Raw genomic sequence first — 17888 nt, 5'->3', positions numbered from 1 at the left:
GCCCGCGACGCCATACGGTTTTCTGAGCTGCCTGCGCGGCAGCGAACATTCGCATCAGCCACCTGTCGCACATCGACAATTTCTGAGCTGCCTGCGCGGCAGCGAACGCTGGCCTTGTCCAGCGCCTGCAGCAGCACTTTTTCTGAGCTGCCTGCGCGGCAGCGAACGCGGATGCTGCGCGCGGCCACGTCGGCGTCCATTTCTGAGCCGCCTGCGCGGCAGCGAACATCAGCGCGACCTATTGACACGGATTGCCGAATTTCTGAGCTGCCTGCGCGGCAGCGAACGCCATGTCGAGCGGCGTGGCGGCGGGCTTGGCTTTCTGAGCTGCCTGCGCGGCAGCGAACGAAACCACGCTCACGGCCGTCAACGGCCTGCATTTCTGAGCTGCCTGCGCGGCAGCGAACGGAGGACGCATTCCCGGTATTGCGTCGGGGCTTTTCTGAGCTGCCTGCGCGGCAGCGAACCCGGGGTCGGGCGGGAGGATGAACGCCTGGGCTTTCTGAGCTGCCTGCGCGGCAGCGAACGATTCGCCGTCTAATCAGGTGTTATGCCTCGCTTTCTGAGCTGCCTGCGCGGCAGCGAACTTCATTCTCCGTAGGGCAGCGCCCTAACTATCTTTCTGAGCTGCCTGCGCGGCAGCGAACGGACCGATCTGGTACTCGCCGCGGATGGTGCGTTTCTGAGCTGCCTGCGCGGCAGCGAACGGGAAATGGGTTTGCAGATCAGCGGCATCTCTTTTCTGAGCTGCCTGCGCGGCAGCGAACAACCAGGTCCGGGCGGCCAAGATCCACGATCTTTTCTGAGCTGCCTGCGCGGCAGCGAACACGTCTTCCACGCGCGGCTGTCCGCCCATTTCTTTCTGAGCTGCCTGCGCGGCAGCGAACGCCCCGGATGCGGCGCTGCATGGCTTCGCGTTTTTCTGAGCTGCCTGCGCGGCAGCGAACAAGGCGGGCCGCGGCGGCGCACTTACGCTGCATTTCTGAGCTGCCTGCGCGGCAGCGAACGATGGCCACAGCGCATGGGCCAGCCATCCTTTTCTGAGCTGCCTGCGCGGCAGCGAACTCGTTGCTGAGCCCGGTCTCAATGCGCGTCTTTTTCTGAGCTGCCTGCGCGGCAGCGAACGTCTCGCGCGTGCGCAACCGCGTCACCTATGCTTTCTGAGCTGCCTGCGCGGCAGCGAACTCCGTGCGGATGGCCTGCACGTAGAACGACGCTTTCTGAGCTGCCTGCGCGGCAGCGAACAAGTGGTATGCCGTGGCCCCCAACGGCTACAATTTCTGAGCTGCCTGCGCGGCAGCGAACATCGACCGTCAGGGCAGCGTGTTCCGCGACATTTTCTGAGCTGCCTGCGCGGCAGCGAGCCCGCTGATGGCGATGCGCAGCGCGGCCTTGGTTTTCTGAGCTGCCTGCGCGGCAGTGAACGTTCGGCGTGTCGGTCTCGGTGTTCGGGTCGTTTTCTGAGCTGCCTGCGCGGCAGCGAACACCATGAAGGAGATGACCATGATTGACCTGAATTTTTGAGCTGCCTGCGCGGCAGCGAACGAGCGGGAGGCGCACCGGGTCGATGCCGAGCATTTCTGAGCTGCCTGCGCGGCAGCGAACCATCGACCTGCACAACGATCGCAAGCCCGACTTTTCTGAGCTGCCTGCGCGGCAGCGAACCACCAGGGTATGCAGGGCGCGGCCGAACAGCATTTCTGAGCTGCCTGCGCGGCAGCGAACGCTGCGAGTACTTCGCGAGTGGCTCAGCCAAATTTCTGAGCTGCCTGCGCGGCAGCGAACTCGACGAAGCCTTTCGGGAAGCCTTCGCCCAATTTCTGAGCTGCCTGCGCGGCAGCGAACTTGCCGGCAGCGCAGGGGCAGCCGCATCCTCCTTTCTGAGCTGCCTGCGCGGCAGCGAACAAGATTGCCCAGCAGATCGCAACACAGAACAGCTTTCTGAGCTGCCTGCGCGGCAGCGAACGCCAGCCTTCCACAGCTCCGCAAGTTCGCGCATTTCTGAGCTGCCTGCGCGGCAGCGAACAAGGCGGAGTTCTTCGAGGACCGGCGCGACTTTTTCTGAGCTGCCTGCGCGGCAGCGAACGTGCAACAGTCATGGCATGGCTCCGTGGGAAATTTCTGAGCTGCCTGCGCGGCAGCGAACCTGCGCGTCGAAGCGATCCAGCAGAAGATTCATTTCTGAGCTGCCTGCGCGGCAGCGAACGTCGTTCGCGGAATACCTGTTGCCGATGCTGTTTTCTGAGCTGCCTGCGCGGCAGCGAACGTGGATGGTGACTGCTGGTACTGGCCGGCGAATTTCTGAGCTGCCTGCGCGGCAGCGAACCTGCCCCCAGCCCGAAACCCCGATCCGCGATATTTCTGAGCTGCCTGCGCGGCAGCGAACGATGACCGCGCTCATGTCTTTCTCCGTAGCTGTTTCTGAGCTGCCTGCGCGGCAGCGAACCAGCTCGGCGATGTAGGGGGTCATGGGCGTCATTTCTGAGCTGCCTGCGCGGCAGCGAACTCACTTCCGCGGATGTACCACTCGCTCTCAATTTTCTGAGCTGCCTGCGCGGCAGCGAACTCGAACTGACCGAACTCGTCCGCGTGAAGGAATTTCTGAGCTGCCTGCGCGGCAGCGAACCTCGCGTATGGTTATTCGCAAACCGCTGATTATTTTCTGAGCTGCCTGCGCGGCAGCGAACTGGCCGAGATGCAGCCCGAACTTCCGGCGATTTTTCTGAGCTGCCTGCGCGGCAGCGAACCCTCACCTTCCGCTCGATGGGTTCCGGCGTCTTTTCTGAGCTGCCTGCGCGGCAGCGAACGGTGATTATGGCGATGTACCGGCGCGCGTTCTTTTCTGAGCTGCCTGCGCGGCAGCGAACCGCCTCCAGTGCGCGCACGGCAAGCTCGACCTTTTCTGAGCTGCCTGCGCGGCAGCGAACACGGCCGCGCGCCGCAGGGCCTGAATCCCCGTTTTCTGAGCTGCCTGCGCGGCAGCGAACGACGAGAGCCCGTCGAATGCCTGCGACATGATTTTCTGAGCTGCCTGCGCGGCAGCGAACGTGTAATTCATCTAGCCACCTTTCTCGCGTATTTTCTGAGCTGCCTGCGCGGCAGCGAACAATTGAACGCAAAGACCCCAGCCGATTTATCGTTTCTGAGCTGCCTGCGCGGCAGCGAACTGTTCAAGCTGCTGCGGCTTCGGAGTTTGTAATTTCTGAGCTGCCTGCGCGGCAGCGAACGCAGCGAGGCGCGCCGCATCGCGGTTGAGTTCGTTTCTGAGCTGCCTGCGCGGCAGCGAACTGGATCGACCTGCGCCGCCTGTGCTGGCGGGTTTTCTGAGCTGCCTGCGCGGCAGCGAACCGCTCGACGTCCGTTCGTACAGTGCGGTACATTTTCTGAGCTGCCTGCGCGGCAGCGAACAGGCGCTGCTCGATCGCAACAGCCTGGAGCTTTTTCTGAGCTGCCTGCGCGGCAGCGAACGACGCCTTCGAGCTGACTCGGACGTTCGTGATTTTCTGAGCTGCCTGCGCGGCAGCGAACTTCGGCTTGTACGGCCAGGCCGACCCCATCCTTTTCTGAGCTGCCTGCGCGGCAGCGAACGACCTGACCGACGCGCGCGCCGTGATGCGCGTTTTCTGAGCTGCCTGCGCGGCAGCGAACGGCTGCTTGAACGAGTTGCGGAACCGCGGGCTTTTCTGAGCTGCCTGCGCGGCAGCGAACGAGTCCGGCGCGACCCTGCGCGACTACTTCGCTTTCTGAGCTGCCTGCGCGGCAGCGAACGGGGATCGACGTCGGCCGGGACGCGCTCGGGATTTCTGAGCTGCCTGCGCGGCAGCGAACGGTGCGCAACTACGCCGCCATCGCGCTGACATTTTCTGAGCTGCCTGCGCGGCAGCGAACCGTCCACGCCCACGAATCCACCGACGCATTGATTTCTGAGCTGCCTGCGCGGCAGCGAACATGGGGGTCTCGCGCGGGACGCTGCACCGCATTTTCTGAGCTGCCTGCGCGGCAGCGAACCCGCTCACGCTCACCGCCGGCACCGACTACACTTTCTGAGCTGCCTGCGCGGCAGCGAACTCATGGGTGTTCTCCGAAAGGTGGGCTTCGATTTTCTGAGCTGCCTGCGCGGCAGCGAACGACACCGAAAAGGCCGACCGCATCCGTGCGGATTTCTGAGCTGCCTGCGCGGCAGCGAACCGGCGCAGCAGCACGCTGCCGGGGCCGTGCCATTTCTGAGCTGCCTGCGCGGCAGCGAACGATTTCCGACCCGTGCACCGGTGGCTGCACGCTTTCTGAGCTGCCTGCGCGGCAGCGAACCACCACCAGGGTGGCGCCTTCGGGCAGGTGCATTTCTGAGCTGCCTGCGCGGCAGCGAACGCCAGCAACGGCGACACCGGCGCCAGCCGCATTTTCTGAGCTGCCTGCGCGGCAGCGAACGCATCGGGCTACTTCGAATGGCGCGTCGAGGCTTTCTGAGCTGCCTGCGCGGCAGCGAACTCGAGGCGCCGGACAACGACCACGTGCTGTTCTTTCTGAGCTGCCTGCGCGGCAGCGAACTGTGCGTACAGGCACAGGTTCAGGCGCTCGACTTTCTGAGCTGCCTGCGCGGCAGCGAACGCTGGCCTCGGTGGAGGTCAGGAAGAAGTCACTTTCTGAGCTGCCTGCGCGGCAGCGAACGCCGGGGACGCTATCGAGCTCGGTCGTGTACTTTTCTGAGCTGCCTGCGCGGCAGCGAACGATCCGTGCGGACGCGGGCCGCCAATCGCAACTTTCTGAGCTGCCTGCGCGGCAGCGAACGATGAGCTGCTAGGGCTGGCGCCGATCCGTGCTTTCTGAGCTGCCTGCGCGGCAGCGAACGCGAGACTTCACCGTTTCAGCACCGGGGTCTATTTCTGAGCTGCCTGCGCGGCAGCGAACGATCAGGTCGAAGGCGTACGGGTGCAGGAACTTTTCTGAGCTGCCTGCGCGGCAGCGAACTGGGCGAAAGATCAGACTCATGCCATTCATAGTTTCTGAGCTGCCTGCGCGGCAGCGAACACCTGCCGGCCAACGTGCTGCCGCTGCAGCCTTTTCTGAGCTGCCTGCGCGGCAGCGAACATCACGCACATCGGCGACATCGCCCTGGCGCTTTTCTGAGCTGCCTGCGCGGCAGCGAACATTGAAGATCGTTGCGATGAGATCGCGGCCGATTTCTGAGCTGCCTGCGCGGCAGCGAACTATCCGTCTGGCGCTTTGTCGTTGACGTACAATTTCTGAGCTGCCTGCGCGGCAGCGAACGTCCTCTGCTGAACCTCGTTCAAGCCAGCTTTTTTCTGAGCTGCCTGCGCGGCAGCGAACGGGCTGGCCGGCAACGCGTGGGGTCATCCACTTTTCTGAGCTGCCTGCGCGGCAGCGAACAGGATCACGCATCGACGCTGGATGATGTGTTATTTCTGAGCTGCCTGCGCGGCAGCGAACCTCAGCACCAGGCGGGCGCCATGGCTCCCAGATTTCTGAGCTGCCTGCGCGGCAGCGAACCCAGTGGTGGGCCAACAGAAGTGCAGGGTTTTTTTCTGAGCTGCCTGCGCGGCAGCGAACGCCTGGTGTGCTGCTTCGACTTCCTCGGGGCAGTTTCTGAGCTGCCTGCGCGGCAGCGAACTTGGTCACGGCACGGGTTTCCACCTTCTTCTTTTTCTGAGCTGCCTGCGCGGCAGCGAACGGCAGACCGTTCCACATGTCGCGCAGGCGGTTTTTCTGAGCTGCCTGCGCGGCAGCGAACTCGCCGAGTAACCACTATGGCGGCACGGACCATTTCTGAGCTGCCTGCGCGGCAGCGAACTACGCGACATGGCAGGACAGGCAGCGCGCGCATTTCTGAGCTGCCTGCGCGGCAGCGAACTTCCGTGCCGCCTTTCGCGCGCGGCGGTGCCTTTTCTGAGCTGCCTGCGCGGCAGCGAACGAGCACCAGCGCTTTAGGCGCGGCGGCGATCATTTCTGAGCTGCCTGCGCGGCAGCGAACGACAACCGCCGGGCCTACATCGCGCAGTCGGCTTTCTGAGCTGCCTGCGCGGCAGCGAACCTGCATGGCTGCCGTGCAGGAGGTCGCGTGATTTTCTGAGCTGCCTGCGCGGCAGCGAACGCCGGCGATGACCACGGACGGCTTGCCGACTATTTCTGAGCTGCCTGCGCGGCAGCGAACGACTCCAGCGAGATCGAGAAAGAGGCCGATCATTTCTGAGCTGCCTGCGCGGCAGCGAACCTCGCGTGGACCGCGATGGTCGCGCTGTCGCTTTTCTGAGCTGCCTGCGCGGCAGCGAACTCGCCCACCCCGCTTGGCGTCCGACTCGGATATTTCTGAGCTGCCTGCGCGGCAGCGAACGGCAACGGCGATGCCGTCACCGGATTTTCTCTTTTCTGAGCTGCCTGCGCGGCAGCGAACGGGATCACCCACGGCTCGTGGGTTTCCAGCATTTTCTGAGCTGCCTGCGCGGCAGCGAACTTGGTCGCATCGGCGGCGCTTGCCTTGCGACATTTCTGAGCTGCCTGCGCGGCAGCGAACAGAACAGGGGAGGTGTTCGGCGCATAGTTGGCTTTCTGAGCTGCCTGCGCGGCAGCGAACTTGAAGGTGTCCTCAGTGGCCTTTGTGGTCATTTTCTGAGCTGCCTGCGCGGCAGCGAACACGTTGTCACAACTGCGGCAGGCATTGGCAATTTTCTGAGCTGCCTGCGCGGCAGCGAACCAGAACTGCGACGTGTGCTGTGGCAGCGGGTTTTTCTGAGCTGCCTGCGCGGCAGCGAACACCCCGCCGCTGACCGCGCTGCAGGTGACCATTTTCTGAGCTGCCTGCGCGGCAGCGAACGGGAGGAAGCGCGTGGGTAGGGGGTGCGATGCTTTCTGAGCTGCCTGCGCGGCAGCGAACGAAGCCGCTATCTGCCGGCGCCTGCCGTTCCTTTTCTGAGCTGCCTGCGCGGCAGCGAACGCGGTAGCTGCTTCCTCGGCCGTTCTCGCCTATTTCTGAGCTGCCTGCGCGGCAGCGAACGCAGGGTGCATGGGACTACTACGTGCGCAATTTTTCTGAGCTGCCTGCGCGGCAGCGAACGACTCCTACGGCATATCGCACGGGATCATTCATTTCTGAGCTGCCTGCGCGGCAGCGAACGTGTATTTCATCTCGCCACCTTTCTCGCGTATTTTCTGAGCTGCCTGCGCGGCAGCGAACTGTCCATGCCAACCTTTCAGCGCGGCAGGCAATTTCTGAGCTGCCTGCGCGGCAGCGAACACAGAATGGCAACAACGCGGCGCTGGCGGGCTTTTCTGAGCTGCCTGCGCGGCAGCGAACTACACAGCGAAGTTGAAAACCCGCGCGCAGATTTTCTGAGCTGCCTGCGCGGCAGCGAACGTATGGATTCCACCTGTACGGATTCCGCGCCTTTTCTGAGCTGCCTGCGCGGCAGCGAACCTTCCAGGTCAGCGTGTACGAGGTCGATCCAATTTCTGAGCTGCCTGCGCGGCAGCGAACAGCTACATCGACCCCAACGCGCGCTGCGGCGTTTTCTGAGCTGCCTGCGCGGCAGCGAACTTGATGACCTTGTTCATCGCCGCGGTCTCGTTTTTCTGAGCTGCCTGCGCGGCAGCGAACTCGAACGCGAGCGCCATCTCCTCGCGGCGGCTTTTCTGAGCTGCCTGCGCGGCAGCGAACGAGGAGAGCTGAGATGGGCCTGAAGAATAAATTTTCTGAGCTGCCTGCGCGGCAGCGAACTGACGAAGGTGAGAGCGAGGTCACGCTGTGCTTTTCTGAGCTGCCTGCGCGGCAGCGAACGATTCGGTCGCCAATGCTGAGACGTGGCGGAATTTCTGAGCTGCCTGCGCGGCAGCGAACGCCCGCGCATTGATCGCCCGGGCGCCGATCTTTTTCTGAGCTGCCTGCGCGGCAGCGAACGAAATCACCCGCGAACTGAAGATGACGGCCAATTTCTGAGCTGCCTGCGCGGCAGCGAACCATGTTTAGACCTTTGCGCAGCGAGCCGGCCATTTCTGAGCTGCCTGCGCGGCAGCGAACACCCCTAACAGGGATCGGCGTTGATGAAGGTTTTTCTGAGCTGCCTGCGCGGCAGCGAACCACGTCCGCAACCTCTTTCGGGTAGCGCGTGATTTCTGAGCTGCCTGCGCGGCAGCGAACATCTCCGCGCGCCGGCAGGACGTGATCAACGTTTTCTGAGCTGCCTGCGCGGCAGCGAACGCCCACGATTTCGCGGTGTACTGGCGGTTTCTTTTCTGAGCTGCCTGCGCGGCAGCGAACTTGTGCAGACAAATTGCCGCCGCCGTCCCGATTTTCTGAGCTGCCTGCGCGGCAGCGAACTAATCGCCTGGTACTGTCATCCTATGCTGTATTTTCTGAGCTGCCTGCGCGGCAGCGAACTAGAGCGGAACTCATCCAAGTATCTGACTCGCCACGGCAAAGCGCAAAGAAGGAAGCCAGCTCCCTTTGATGAGAGCTGGCTTCCAAGTGGTTGAATGTGCTGACTTGTTGCGTGTTTCAAAAAAATGGGTCAGAACCAGGGCACGGTGGCTGGGCCGCCAAGTCCGTGGCTGTTGAAGGGACCGGCGGTGGCCTCGGGCTGGAGCGGGCCGAGCGCGATGAACAGGCAGAAAGGTTGTCGGGTACTTCGGCTGTGTAGGTGGATGTAGGGCAGATCAGGGCGGCGTTCCACGCTGGTGGGAATGGCATCCCTGGCCTGTTCCATGGTTTCGTCCTTGCGGCGCATGCGCCGTCGTCGCAGCCGATCGGCATTGGTCTTGAATTGCTTGCGTTGCACGGTGCGGTGCGGCGCGTCGGTGGGCGAAGCGGCGATCTCCTTTGTGCGGACGTGATCGCGCATACCTTTTAGCCAGTCGGTGGCCATCAGTTGTTGCAGATCGGCTTGACTACCATGAAGACGAAGCGTGGTGCCCAGCGTGCGCGGGCTCAAGCTGTAGTCGGGGAAGCTGATACCGATGGTGTCCCGGCGCTGCTGCACCAATGCAAGATGCAGGTTGTCGTAGAGCGCGCCCAAGAGTTGTGTCGGTCCCGATTCAGGGTCGGGAACGACCTTGAGGTCGATGTAGTGCGTGGTCATGGCGTCAGTTCGCTTCGCCGAACACGCCGCCGCGGATCAGGGTGGCGATCACGAAATGCTGCTGGTCGGGTTCGGGCGCCTTGTCCTTGATGATCCAGTTGTCGAGAAGGTTGTAGAAGTCGGTCTTTTCCTTGGGCTGGCGATATGCCTTGCCTTGGGTAGTGACTGAGCCGTAGGGCTCGATGGCAATGGGGCCGTTCGCGGCCGCTTCGGGATACCAGGTGTCGATGGTGCGCAGCGCATTGCCGATCTTCTGCGAGTGGATGGCGGCCACGCCATCGACATCGTACAGCGTCTTGCTCTTGTCGCTGCGGCCGCGGTCCAGGATCAGCTCCTGCGAGGGGAACACCTCCTGCCCGGCGCCGATGCGCACGAAGGCAGTGACCTGCAGCAGCACATGGCTATTGCCGGCGAGGCCGTTGGCGATGAGTGCTGCCAGCTCGGACAGTGGCTTGGCTTCCGCGGAAGGCGCCTTGAGGTCGAGCAACGAATGGGTCAGTGCATCGAAGGTCCAACTGGTTTTTGCCTGGCCGTTCTCGATGTGGGCCACGGTCACTTCTACCTGCTCCGCGCAGATGCGGTTGCGCCACAGGAAGCGGCCGTTGGCGAGGTTGGCGGCGTAGCGGTTGGCCAATTCGGCAAAACCGTTCTGTTGGACGTAGCCCGCCACGGTGGCCAACAGTTTCTGCCGATAGGCGGCATCGTTGCAGGCGGAGGGCTGCCCGGTGCCGGCCAGCACACGCAGGGTGAACTGAACCTTCAGCGTGTCGGCATCGGCGGGCAGGGTGGCCACGTCTACGGTTTGCAGGTTGGGGTTCTGGATGGCTGCATCCAGTTTGGCCGGGTCTGTTGCGCCACCTTTCAGGCGGTTGGAGATGGTGCCGCGCACGGATTTTGCGCGCAGCGTGATGGGCGTCCAGTTTTGCGACTCGGTGCGTGCGCTCCAGTTGCCACTGGACATCAGTGCATCGGAAGGGTCGAGTTTGCGCTCGAAGGCGAGGACGGAAGCGGTCTTGAGTTCATTGGCCATGATGGAATTCCTTGTCGTGTCAGAGAGTGGTGTCGGCGGAGCGGTAGTTGTTGCGGCAGCGGTACAGTCCTTCGTCGGGACGGCTGTCGGCGTACCAGAGCAGGTCTTGCGGTGCATGCAGGCGGTGCGGGCCTATCCATTCGCCCATGGAATACAGGCTTTCGACGAAGCGGAAGGGCGTGGTGGCGTCGCGCGCGTGGGCCACGGTGCCCGCATCGTGCAGTTCTCCGAGAGCGCCGTAGCCCACGGGAATGGGCACGACCCAGCCCGAGCCTTTCTTGCGATCGTTTTGCCAGCCACCATTGCCTTCATTGGCCTTGGCGTCGTAATGCCAATTGATGCGCGAGAGCGATAGCCACGCATCGAGACGCGTGGCTTGTGGCGACTGCTTGCGCAACTCGTCCAGCCGGCTGTCGATCAGGTCGTCGCGGGCCACCAATGCCGAGCCTGGCAACAGGCGAGCGCGCAGCTTGCGGAACTCCCTGGCTTGGTCGTCGCTGTCGCCGGTGAAGTTGGCCAGCCATGGGCGATGACGCGAAGCCGCCGCTTGCGTAGCCGGCAACAGCGTGCCACCGGCGATGCGCATGCCTTGCAACAGGTCGAGGATGGTTTCCAGATCGTGCTGCTGCGCGTCCCTGTCCCATGCCCCGGCGTTCACCGCCAGCACCATACTGAGGTCCAGGTGGATGCGACCTTCCTCGACGATGGCAGGCATAGCGGCTCTTCCATCCTTGTCTATGAGTTTCCGCTCGATATCACGCTGAATCGGGTTGCGGGTGAGCCGGAAGCTTTTGACGAAGCCACCCTCGGTGGTCTGCTCCTGCCGGTCGTGGCAGACCACGCCCACGGCACCGAACTCCAGATCCAGCCCGGCGGCGCGGGTTTTGCGTTCCAGTGCCCACATCAGCCCGAGAAAGGCAGTGATGGACGGGAAACCGTGAGTCAACGGGCTGGAGACAGCGTTGGCGTTGTGCACCTTGAGATGCGGCAACACCAGTAGATGGGTGAAGTGCGGAAGCGTATTCATGCGGCACCTGCCTTGGCGCGGGGTTGCAACGGGATGGGCCAGGCCACGTCGAGGATGGCCTGCCGGGCGAAGTGACGCATTTCCGCCTCGCCGAGCATGGTCAGTTTGTCGCTACGCTTGCGGAGTTGACCGTTGAGCCAGAGGCCGAAGCGAACCGCTACTTCGTCGGCCCAGTCGCCATGCTCATAAGCTTGCTTGAAGGCGAGGTCGTCCTCTTGCCAGTGTGGATGCCATGGATCGTTGCGTTCCGGCAGCTCGAAGCGGTCGGGGTCGAGCCAGAGTTGCTCGCACAGCGGTAACTGGCAGGCCTCGTCCCGCGTCCAGCCGGCTGGGTAGCTTCCTCGAATCGCCACGCCGAACATGGCCAACTCTTGGCCGATGGCTTGTTCGATGGTCTCTCGATGGTTGCGGGTTTCCATGGTGGGGTCAGGGTTGGCCTTGAGGAAGGCGGTCAGGGTGCGCAGCAACTCGCGCATCCCGCCGAACCGGTTCAACTCGCCATGCCTTTCCCCGAACACCGAATCGAGCCTGAGCAGGTTCATCGCGGCACCCGGTTTCCAAGCCGGTGGCGGCAACGAAGCCAGCAGGTAGTTCACGCCGCCGCGCTCGCTGTTCAGTTGCGAGATGTTCTGTGGCTTGGTGCCACCCAGCTTGCGGGCGACGAGGTCGCGGTAGTCGCGGTAGATGACATCGGCCGGCTTGTTGTCGCGTCTGGCTTGTCGCATTTCCTTGTTGGCTTCACCAAAGCGCGCATCCTGGATGTCGGCGTGGACGGCATGGGCCAGCGAGCTGGAAAACATCGGCTGCAGCAGGTGGTAGTGGGCGTCGTCCTGCGGATCCTCGCCGACCAGCCAATAGAGCTGCTTGGCCATGGGATGGCTGGACGGCTGCGTTTCTTCGCGCACCAACGAGGCGAAGGCTTTCATCCAGCCTTGAGCCTGTTCGACGTCGTTGGACAGCGCGGCCTGCAGGTCGGTATCGCCGGCCTGCATCCAGTCGAGCAGGCGGCGGCCATCCACCTCTAGCTTGAGCAGCTTGAACACGTCCAGTGCAGCAGCATTGCCCACCACGTCCTCTGCGTAGCCCTCACCCAGCAGGTGGCTGCCGATTTCGGTATGCCGCGGCAGGCCGGACGGGGCGACATGCAGGCTGCTGCCGCGCGCGTCCGGGTGGGTGGCCTTGAGCACATGGGTCACGGCCTGGATCTGGCCCACCCGTCGTGCCGCATCGGCCAACCAAGTGGTGTACTCGTATTTCGATGCCGTGTCGGCATCGTCTTCCTTGCCTTTCAGCTTGGCCTCGCGCCGGGCTTCGATGAAGCCGGTGATGGTGGCGCGGAAGGCCTTTCCTCGGTCAGTCAGTTCGCTCATTCCCCTCTCCCTTTGCGGTTTTCCATCGTTAAGAAGTTCTAGCCCCGGGTGATCTCAGTACTTGCGACGGTTTTCGAGCGTGGCATCGCCCGAAGTGAGTGATTACAATGCAGTCATTGCAATCACTTATGGAGGCCCAGCCATGGCCACCATGACCATTCGAAACCTGGACGACGACCTGAAGGCGCGCCTGCGCGTGCGGGCGGCACGGCATGGGCGCTCGATGGAGGAGGAGGCGCGCAGCATCCTGCGCGCCGCCTTGGCCAATCGTGTTGAGGAAGATTCGGGTGCGTCGCTGTATGTCGCCATCCGCACCCGCGTGGAACCGTTCGGGGGCGTCGACCTGGAGTTGCCGCCGCGTGAGCCGCAGGGCGATCCGCCGGACTTCGGCGAGTGATCGTGCTGGATACCAACGTGCTGTCGGAGTTCATGCGGCCGCAGCCGGACGAGCGCGTGGTGGCATGGCTGAACCGGCAGGCGCGCTCGAACCTGTTCACGACAGCGGTGACGCGCGGCGAGATGTTGTATGGGGTATTGATCCTGCCCGACGGTCAGCGCAAGACGCGCCTGCAGCAGGAGGTCGCGGCGATCTTTGCGGTCGACATGGCGGGGCGCGTGCTGCCTTACGATGAGGCGGCCGCCGATACGCACGCCGCCATCGCCGCGGAGCGGCGCGCCCAGGGACGTCCGGTCGACCAATCCGATGTGATGATTGCCGGCATTGCACGATCGCACGGCGCCACCCTGGCCACGCGCAACTTGCGCGATTTCGAAGGTTGCGGCATTCCCCTGGTTGATCCCTGGCATTGATCTTCCTCAGCGTTGTCTGGTGAAGCCGAGCCATGGGTGCCAGCGCCAGCCTTGATGGTTCTCTTTGAGAGAAGGCACTTCCACGGTGGTGAACCTGCGAGCGGCGAGATCGAGCGGCAGGTCCTGCGCTTCGGCCTGTTCGCCCACCAGCGACGGCAGGTCGAACTCGCCCCAGCAGCTGATACCTGGCGCAACGCTCAACGTGACCTCGTGAAGCAGCTCCCTGGCGGGGACGTAGAGTTTTTCACCGCGGCGACTGCCCGGCGCGTCTTCCACGCGATGCGGCAGCAGATCGTCTTCATCCTCATCGGGCAGCCATGCCAGCGTGGTGCCGGGTTGCTCGTCATGGCGGAACGGTTGCTGTTGCGGCAGCACGCCGGCGAGCGCGGCGTGTGGGTGTTCCCAAGCCGCGGGCGCGTAGTCGCGTTCCAGTCGCGGGGCTGGAACGGCGCTGCGGCGTGTGGAATGAGTGGTGGGCGTAGGCGGCACCGGCAGCATGGCGGCGCGGATGCGCGCCTGCTCCAGATCCACCCAGCGATCGCGCGGCTGCAGTTCGGTTGCGCGCGGCTGGATGCGTGGCTGGGCGTCGAGATGGCGGTATTCGTTCTCGGCCAACAGCATGCGCAGGCTGTGGCTAGCCAGCAGGAAGCGGCCGTTGTCGCGCTCCGTCTCGAAGCCGGGGCGGGCGAATACCGGCTGGCGGCCGTCGCGCTGTTCGATGCCTTTGAGATTGGTGTCGAACACCAGCACGTTGGGCGTTTGCGGCGGCTTGCGGCGGTGGCGCTGCACGCGGCCGGCGAGCTGGATCAGCGAGCGCATCGAGGACGGCTCGGCCACCGCCCAGTCGGCATCCCAGTCGCGGCCCACCTCGCATACCGGCGAAGCCAGCACGACGAACAGATGGTCATGTTCGGCATGCGTGTCGAACGTGTGCCGGACCTGCGGCAGTTGCCATACCGCGTCTTCGCTGCGCCGATTGAACGCGGTATCCAGCATGGCTTCGATGGCCGAGCGCTGTGCCAGCGGAAAGCGGGCGTGATACACGCACAGGTGGATGCGCGTACCTTCCGGCGCGGCCTGCGTGTAGAGCGTGCTGGCCACGTCGAAGATCGGGTCGATGTTGGCCATGCGTACCAGGCCGAAGCTGACGCGCTTGCCGGTGACGGGGTCGGAGTGGGCGTGATCGCGGTGCAGGCGCAGGCAGGCGTCGCGTACGTGCCCGGCGAACTCGGCATGGATGCGCTCGGGCTGTTTGGCGGCGATGTCGATCGGCAGCAGTTCGGCGAGGCGCAAGGGTTCGACGGATTGCAGCTTGGCCACGCGGCGTCTGACGAAGCGCGCATGGCCCGCAGCGAAGCCGTCAGCGTCGGCAAGGATCTCGGTTTGTGCGCCGAATTCGTCCGTCCACAGGCAAGGCACCTCGACCGGTCGCTCGGCACCGCCATCGCGCCCGTGGTTGCGCTGGTAGTGGCGGCGACCGGCGCGATAAGCCATGAACATGCCCTCCACCAGAGCCGGCGGCAATGTGGCCGAGGACAACACCACGCGGCTTCCGAGCAGGCCGGCCCAGTGCATCAGCCGGGTCAGTGCGGGCAGGTCGTCGAGGTCATAGTCGTCCAGTTCGTCCAGCACCAGGTCGCTGCTCATCAGCCGCAGCATCGGTGCGATCTGGCGGCCGGCGCGCAGCGATTCGGTGGCCGGTGCGAGGTGATCGACGGTGCACACCAGCATCGGAGCGGAAATCAGCTTGCGGATTTCGGGGTTGGCCAGCGCCCGTGACAGCAGAGGGTGATCGGCCACGTTGCCCTCGTAGAGCACGTGGCTGTCTTCCTCGATCAGCGCCTGCACAGACGCCGAGCCGCTGGCCTCGGCTTTCGCTTCGTAATGCTCGAACAGGGCGCGGCTGGCGGAGCCGCCGACCAGCACCGCCAGCTCGTCGTCGTTCAAGTGCAGATCGTGGCGATAGCTGCGCCCGGTCTGCAGGGTAAGCGTGCGCAAACCCAGCGCGTAACTCACCCGCAACCCCAGTTGCGGGTCGGCCAGGGCATACAGGATGCGGGCGTTGGCCAGCGTCTTGCCGCAGCCGGTGGAAGCCATGTTGACGATGAAGGCACCATGTTCGCGTGCTGCCTCGCGCATGCCGGTGGCCGCATCGAAGGCTTTGTCCTGCCAGGCGAAGCGTGCGTCGCTGCTGCGTTTGCGCAAGCCACGATGGTTGGCCAGTCGCGGCAGGTAGCGCTCGAAATTGGGCAGCGCGTGGGCGATCAGGCTGGCGGTATGGCCCACGCCGAGGAGGTGTTCCAGCAGTGACTGGTTCATCACGCCGGGACGCAGGGTATTGGCGAACACGGCTTGGTCACGCTGCAGGAAACGCACGCGCTCGGTCGCTGGTTTGCGCTCCTTGTCTACGCCGAGGCTGGAGTAATGGTGGTCGGCCAGCATCAGGCACAGCCGCGAAAGGTGCATCGCGTAGGGATTGCTCAACCAGTCCTCGTTGCGCCGCGACTTGAGTTCCAGCAGTGCCTTGGCGGCACGACGGGCCTGTGTTCGCCACGCGGATGCGACTACCGGAAGCGCTCCGGCCAGCTGCCAGTAGGGCAGGGCCTCCATCGGCGAGCAGCGCTGGTCGATTTCATTCCAGTCGTGGGCCACGCTGGCCAAGGGTGCCTCCAGCCACGTGGATTCGAAGCGGTTCGCGCGTTTCCCCAGCCAGTCCTGCCCGTTGCCGTCTCTCCGTGGCTCGGGGATGAGCGGCAGGCGATGGTGGGTGACGATAAGCCATCCGATGGCGGCGGCAAGAGGCGCTTGGGCAGTGAGGCGGCGAAAAGGATGGCGCTCGATATTCTCGTCCACACCGTCGCGCAGATAACGGCCCGCAGCCGTCCAGTTCGTTTCGCTGGCTTCATCCTCGCTTGCCAGCCTTGCCAGCCAGGCATCGTCGTTGTCGGTGCCGACGAAGGCCAGGAACAGGCGCAGCGAAACCCATTCGTGCCGGTAGCGGTTGCGTTCGTCGAGCTTGTCTTGCAGCCGTTGCTGGAAGGCGAGGCTGGCCTTGCCGAGGTCGTGCAGCAGCGCGGCCAGTTGTGCCAGCAGGCGGATGTCCTGCGCAGTGTTCCAGTCGTTCTCATCGCCTTTGCGGAGCACATCGCTGGTCGTGCTGTTGGTGGGTACGGCGCCTTCGGTGTTGAAACGTCGACCGTCACCGACGATCCACAGAAGTTCGCTGTGGTCCTGCCCGCGTATCCAGTGACAAGCGACGGCGGTGTTCTTGCGTGCAGTCTTGCGCAAGAGCTTGCGCAGGGTGTCCAGCCCGGCTTTGGTGATCGGCGTCTGCCAGGTGCGGTCGCCACGGCGTTCGGCAAACTGGTCAAGGATGCGGCGCGTCTCGGTCAACGCGCGTTTATCGCATTGGCTGACCAACAGCACGTTCATTCCTGCTCCCTTTTTGCCGTGCCAGCCAATGCAGCGGTTTCCAGCGCCACGGCCTTCAAGGTGTCGATCATGAAGTCCAGCGATTCACTACGGGTTAGTGCCTCGATGCAGTTCTGGCGGAAGGCCTGCTCCTCGTCGCCTCGCATTGCCGAGAGAAATGCCTGCGGCAGGATGGTGGCGTCCTTGACAAGGTCGGCAACATCAAACACCAGTCCACCGCGGCGCGTCTTGCCATGCAACACCGCCAAGCCATGCGGCAGGCCCAGCACCCAGGTGGCAGTTGCGCCAAGGCCATAGGCCAGGTAGTTGCCGTGATCCAGAAAGCGATTGGCCGGGTCGCTGCCGCTACCGCGTTTGGCGCGGGTGAACTCGCCGTAGCCCACGGCATCCACTGCCAGTTTGAACAGCGCCTTGGTCAGCCTAGCCTCTTCAGTCAACAGGCTGGCGTTGTCAGGCGCAAGGTCGATGAGGCGATGGGTGCGGGCCAGCAGCTCGGTGAGCCGGCCCGGATTCACGGCGAAGCCCGCGTCGCGCAGCGCGCGATGTTGCCACGCATCTGCAATGCGTCTCGCGCGGGCGTGCTGAAAGGCCTTGGCAGCTGCGAGCCGGAAGTCGTCGTCGAACCAGAAGCGTACCCAGGCCTGCAGGTATTCCGTGGGCCGATACTCGCTTTGTGGCGACAACCATGCGACTTCGACGTCGATTTCATTGGCTGAAAAAAGCGGCGTGCCGCCGCCACCGCAGAAGCCGACCAGGACACCAGCTTTGGCCAGCTCGCGCATCGCTGACTGAGTGATCGAAGTGCCGGTACCCAGCAGCACCGTGGTGGTATTGGCGATGGGTATGTTCCAGTACAGCGACTGCCTGCCGGCGTCGGTGACGTATTCGACCCGACCGCCGTTGACCAGCACGCGGCAGTGCTGGAGGTAGTAGATATTGGCGCGCTTGGAATGCAGGATTGACTTGAGGTCGGTAGGGCCGAAATCGTCCATATCCCTCCCCTTTCCATGTGGCTCGATAGTACACGTTGCGCACCGTGGCCTCCCCGTGTCTCACGTGCTGCGATGGAAGGGACGTCTCGATGGAACGGGCAGCCGGGTGTTCCGCTTCCATGATCGCCATCGCGCAAGCAT

General features: G+C 63.8%; 8 protein-coding genes and 1 CRISPR repeat array (1 of these 9 only partly in view). Of the genes, 2 read left to right on the top strand and 6 right to left on the bottom strand.

What is annotated here, in order from left to right; all coding sequences use genetic code 11:
* Nucleotides 1-8389: a CRISPR direct-repeat array (repeat unit 28 nt; unit sequence TTTCTGAGCTGCCTGCGCGGCAGCGAAC) (it extends 342 nt beyond the left edge of the window).
* 130 nt (nucleotides 8390-8519) lie between these two features.
* The 4 genes from cas6f to csy1 are packed head-to-tail and all read right to left on the bottom strand — an operon-like array spanning nucleotide 8520 to nucleotide 12513.
* The gene (gene cas6f / locus ACVCMC_RS10740) at nucleotides 8520-9086 is read right to left on the bottom strand and encodes a type I-F CRISPR-associated endoribonuclease Cas6/Csy4 (RefSeq protein WP_447097267.1); all 567 of its coding nucleotides are present in this window, start codon (nucleotides 9084-9086) and stop codon (nucleotides 8520-8522) included.
* Nucleotides 9087-9090: 4 nt separating this feature from the next.
* Nucleotides 9091-10233, bottom strand: a complete 1143-nt coding sequence (gene csy3 / locus ACVCMC_RS10735; protein ID WP_447097266.1) for a type I-F CRISPR-associated protein Csy3 — start codon at nucleotides 10231-10233, stop codon at nucleotides 9091-9093.
* Nucleotides 10136-11143, bottom strand: coding sequence for a type I-F CRISPR-associated protein Csy2 (csy2, locus tag ACVCMC_RS10730; protein ID WP_447097265.1), 1008 nt, complete (start codon nucleotides 11141-11143; stop codon nucleotides 10136-10138). Before csy2 ends, csy3 begins: the two co-directional genes overlap by 98 nt.
* Nucleotides 11140-12513 carry a type I-F CRISPR-associated protein Csy1 gene (gene csy1 / locus ACVCMC_RS10725; RefSeq protein ID WP_447097264.1) on the bottom strand — a complete coding sequence of 458 codons (1374 nt, stop codon included), beginning with the start codon at nucleotides 12511-12513 and terminating at the stop codon, nucleotides 11140-11142. Before csy1 ends, csy2 begins: the two co-directional genes overlap by 4 nt.
* A 142-nt stretch (nucleotides 12514-12655) precedes the next feature.
* Here csy1 and ACVCMC_RS10720 point away from each other — a divergent pair, with 142 nt between their 5' ends.
* Together ACVCMC_RS10720 and ACVCMC_RS10715 are read left to right on the top strand one after the other, a co-directional pair.
* Nucleotides 12656-12910 carry a FitA-like ribbon-helix-helix domain-containing protein gene (locus ACVCMC_RS10720; RefSeq protein ID WP_447097263.1) on the top strand — a complete coding sequence of 85 codons (255 nt, stop codon included), beginning with the start codon at nucleotides 12656-12658 and terminating at the stop codon, nucleotides 12908-12910.
* Entirely contained in the window at nucleotides 12907-13323 is a 417-nt protein-coding gene (locus tag ACVCMC_RS10715; RefSeq protein WP_447097262.1) for a PIN domain-containing protein, read from the top strand. Before ACVCMC_RS10720 ends, ACVCMC_RS10715 begins: the two co-directional genes overlap by 4 nt.
* A 6-nt stretch (nucleotides 13324-13329) precedes the next feature.
* Here the strand turns inward: ACVCMC_RS10715 and cas3f are convergent, their stop codons facing one another.
* Both cas3f and cas1f read right to left on the bottom strand, forming a co-directional pair.
* Complete coding sequence (gene cas3f / locus ACVCMC_RS10710; protein ID WP_447097261.1) at nucleotides 13330-16755, bottom strand: type I-F CRISPR-associated helicase Cas3f; 3426 nt, start codon at nucleotides 16753-16755, stop codon at nucleotides 13330-13332.
* The gene (gene cas1f, locus ACVCMC_RS10705; RefSeq protein WP_447097260.1) at nucleotides 16752-17747 is read right to left on the bottom strand and encodes a type I-F CRISPR-associated endonuclease Cas1f; all 996 of its coding nucleotides are present in this window, start codon (nucleotides 17745-17747) and stop codon (nucleotides 16752-16754) included. The genes cas3f and cas1f overlap by 4 nt, the downstream gene beginning before the upstream one ends.
* Nucleotides 17748-17888 lie beyond the last annotated feature (141 nt).

This window comes from Rhodanobacter sp. UC4452_H20, assembly GCF_052978205.1.
This window is presented reverse-complemented; position numbering and strand designations above follow the sequence as displayed.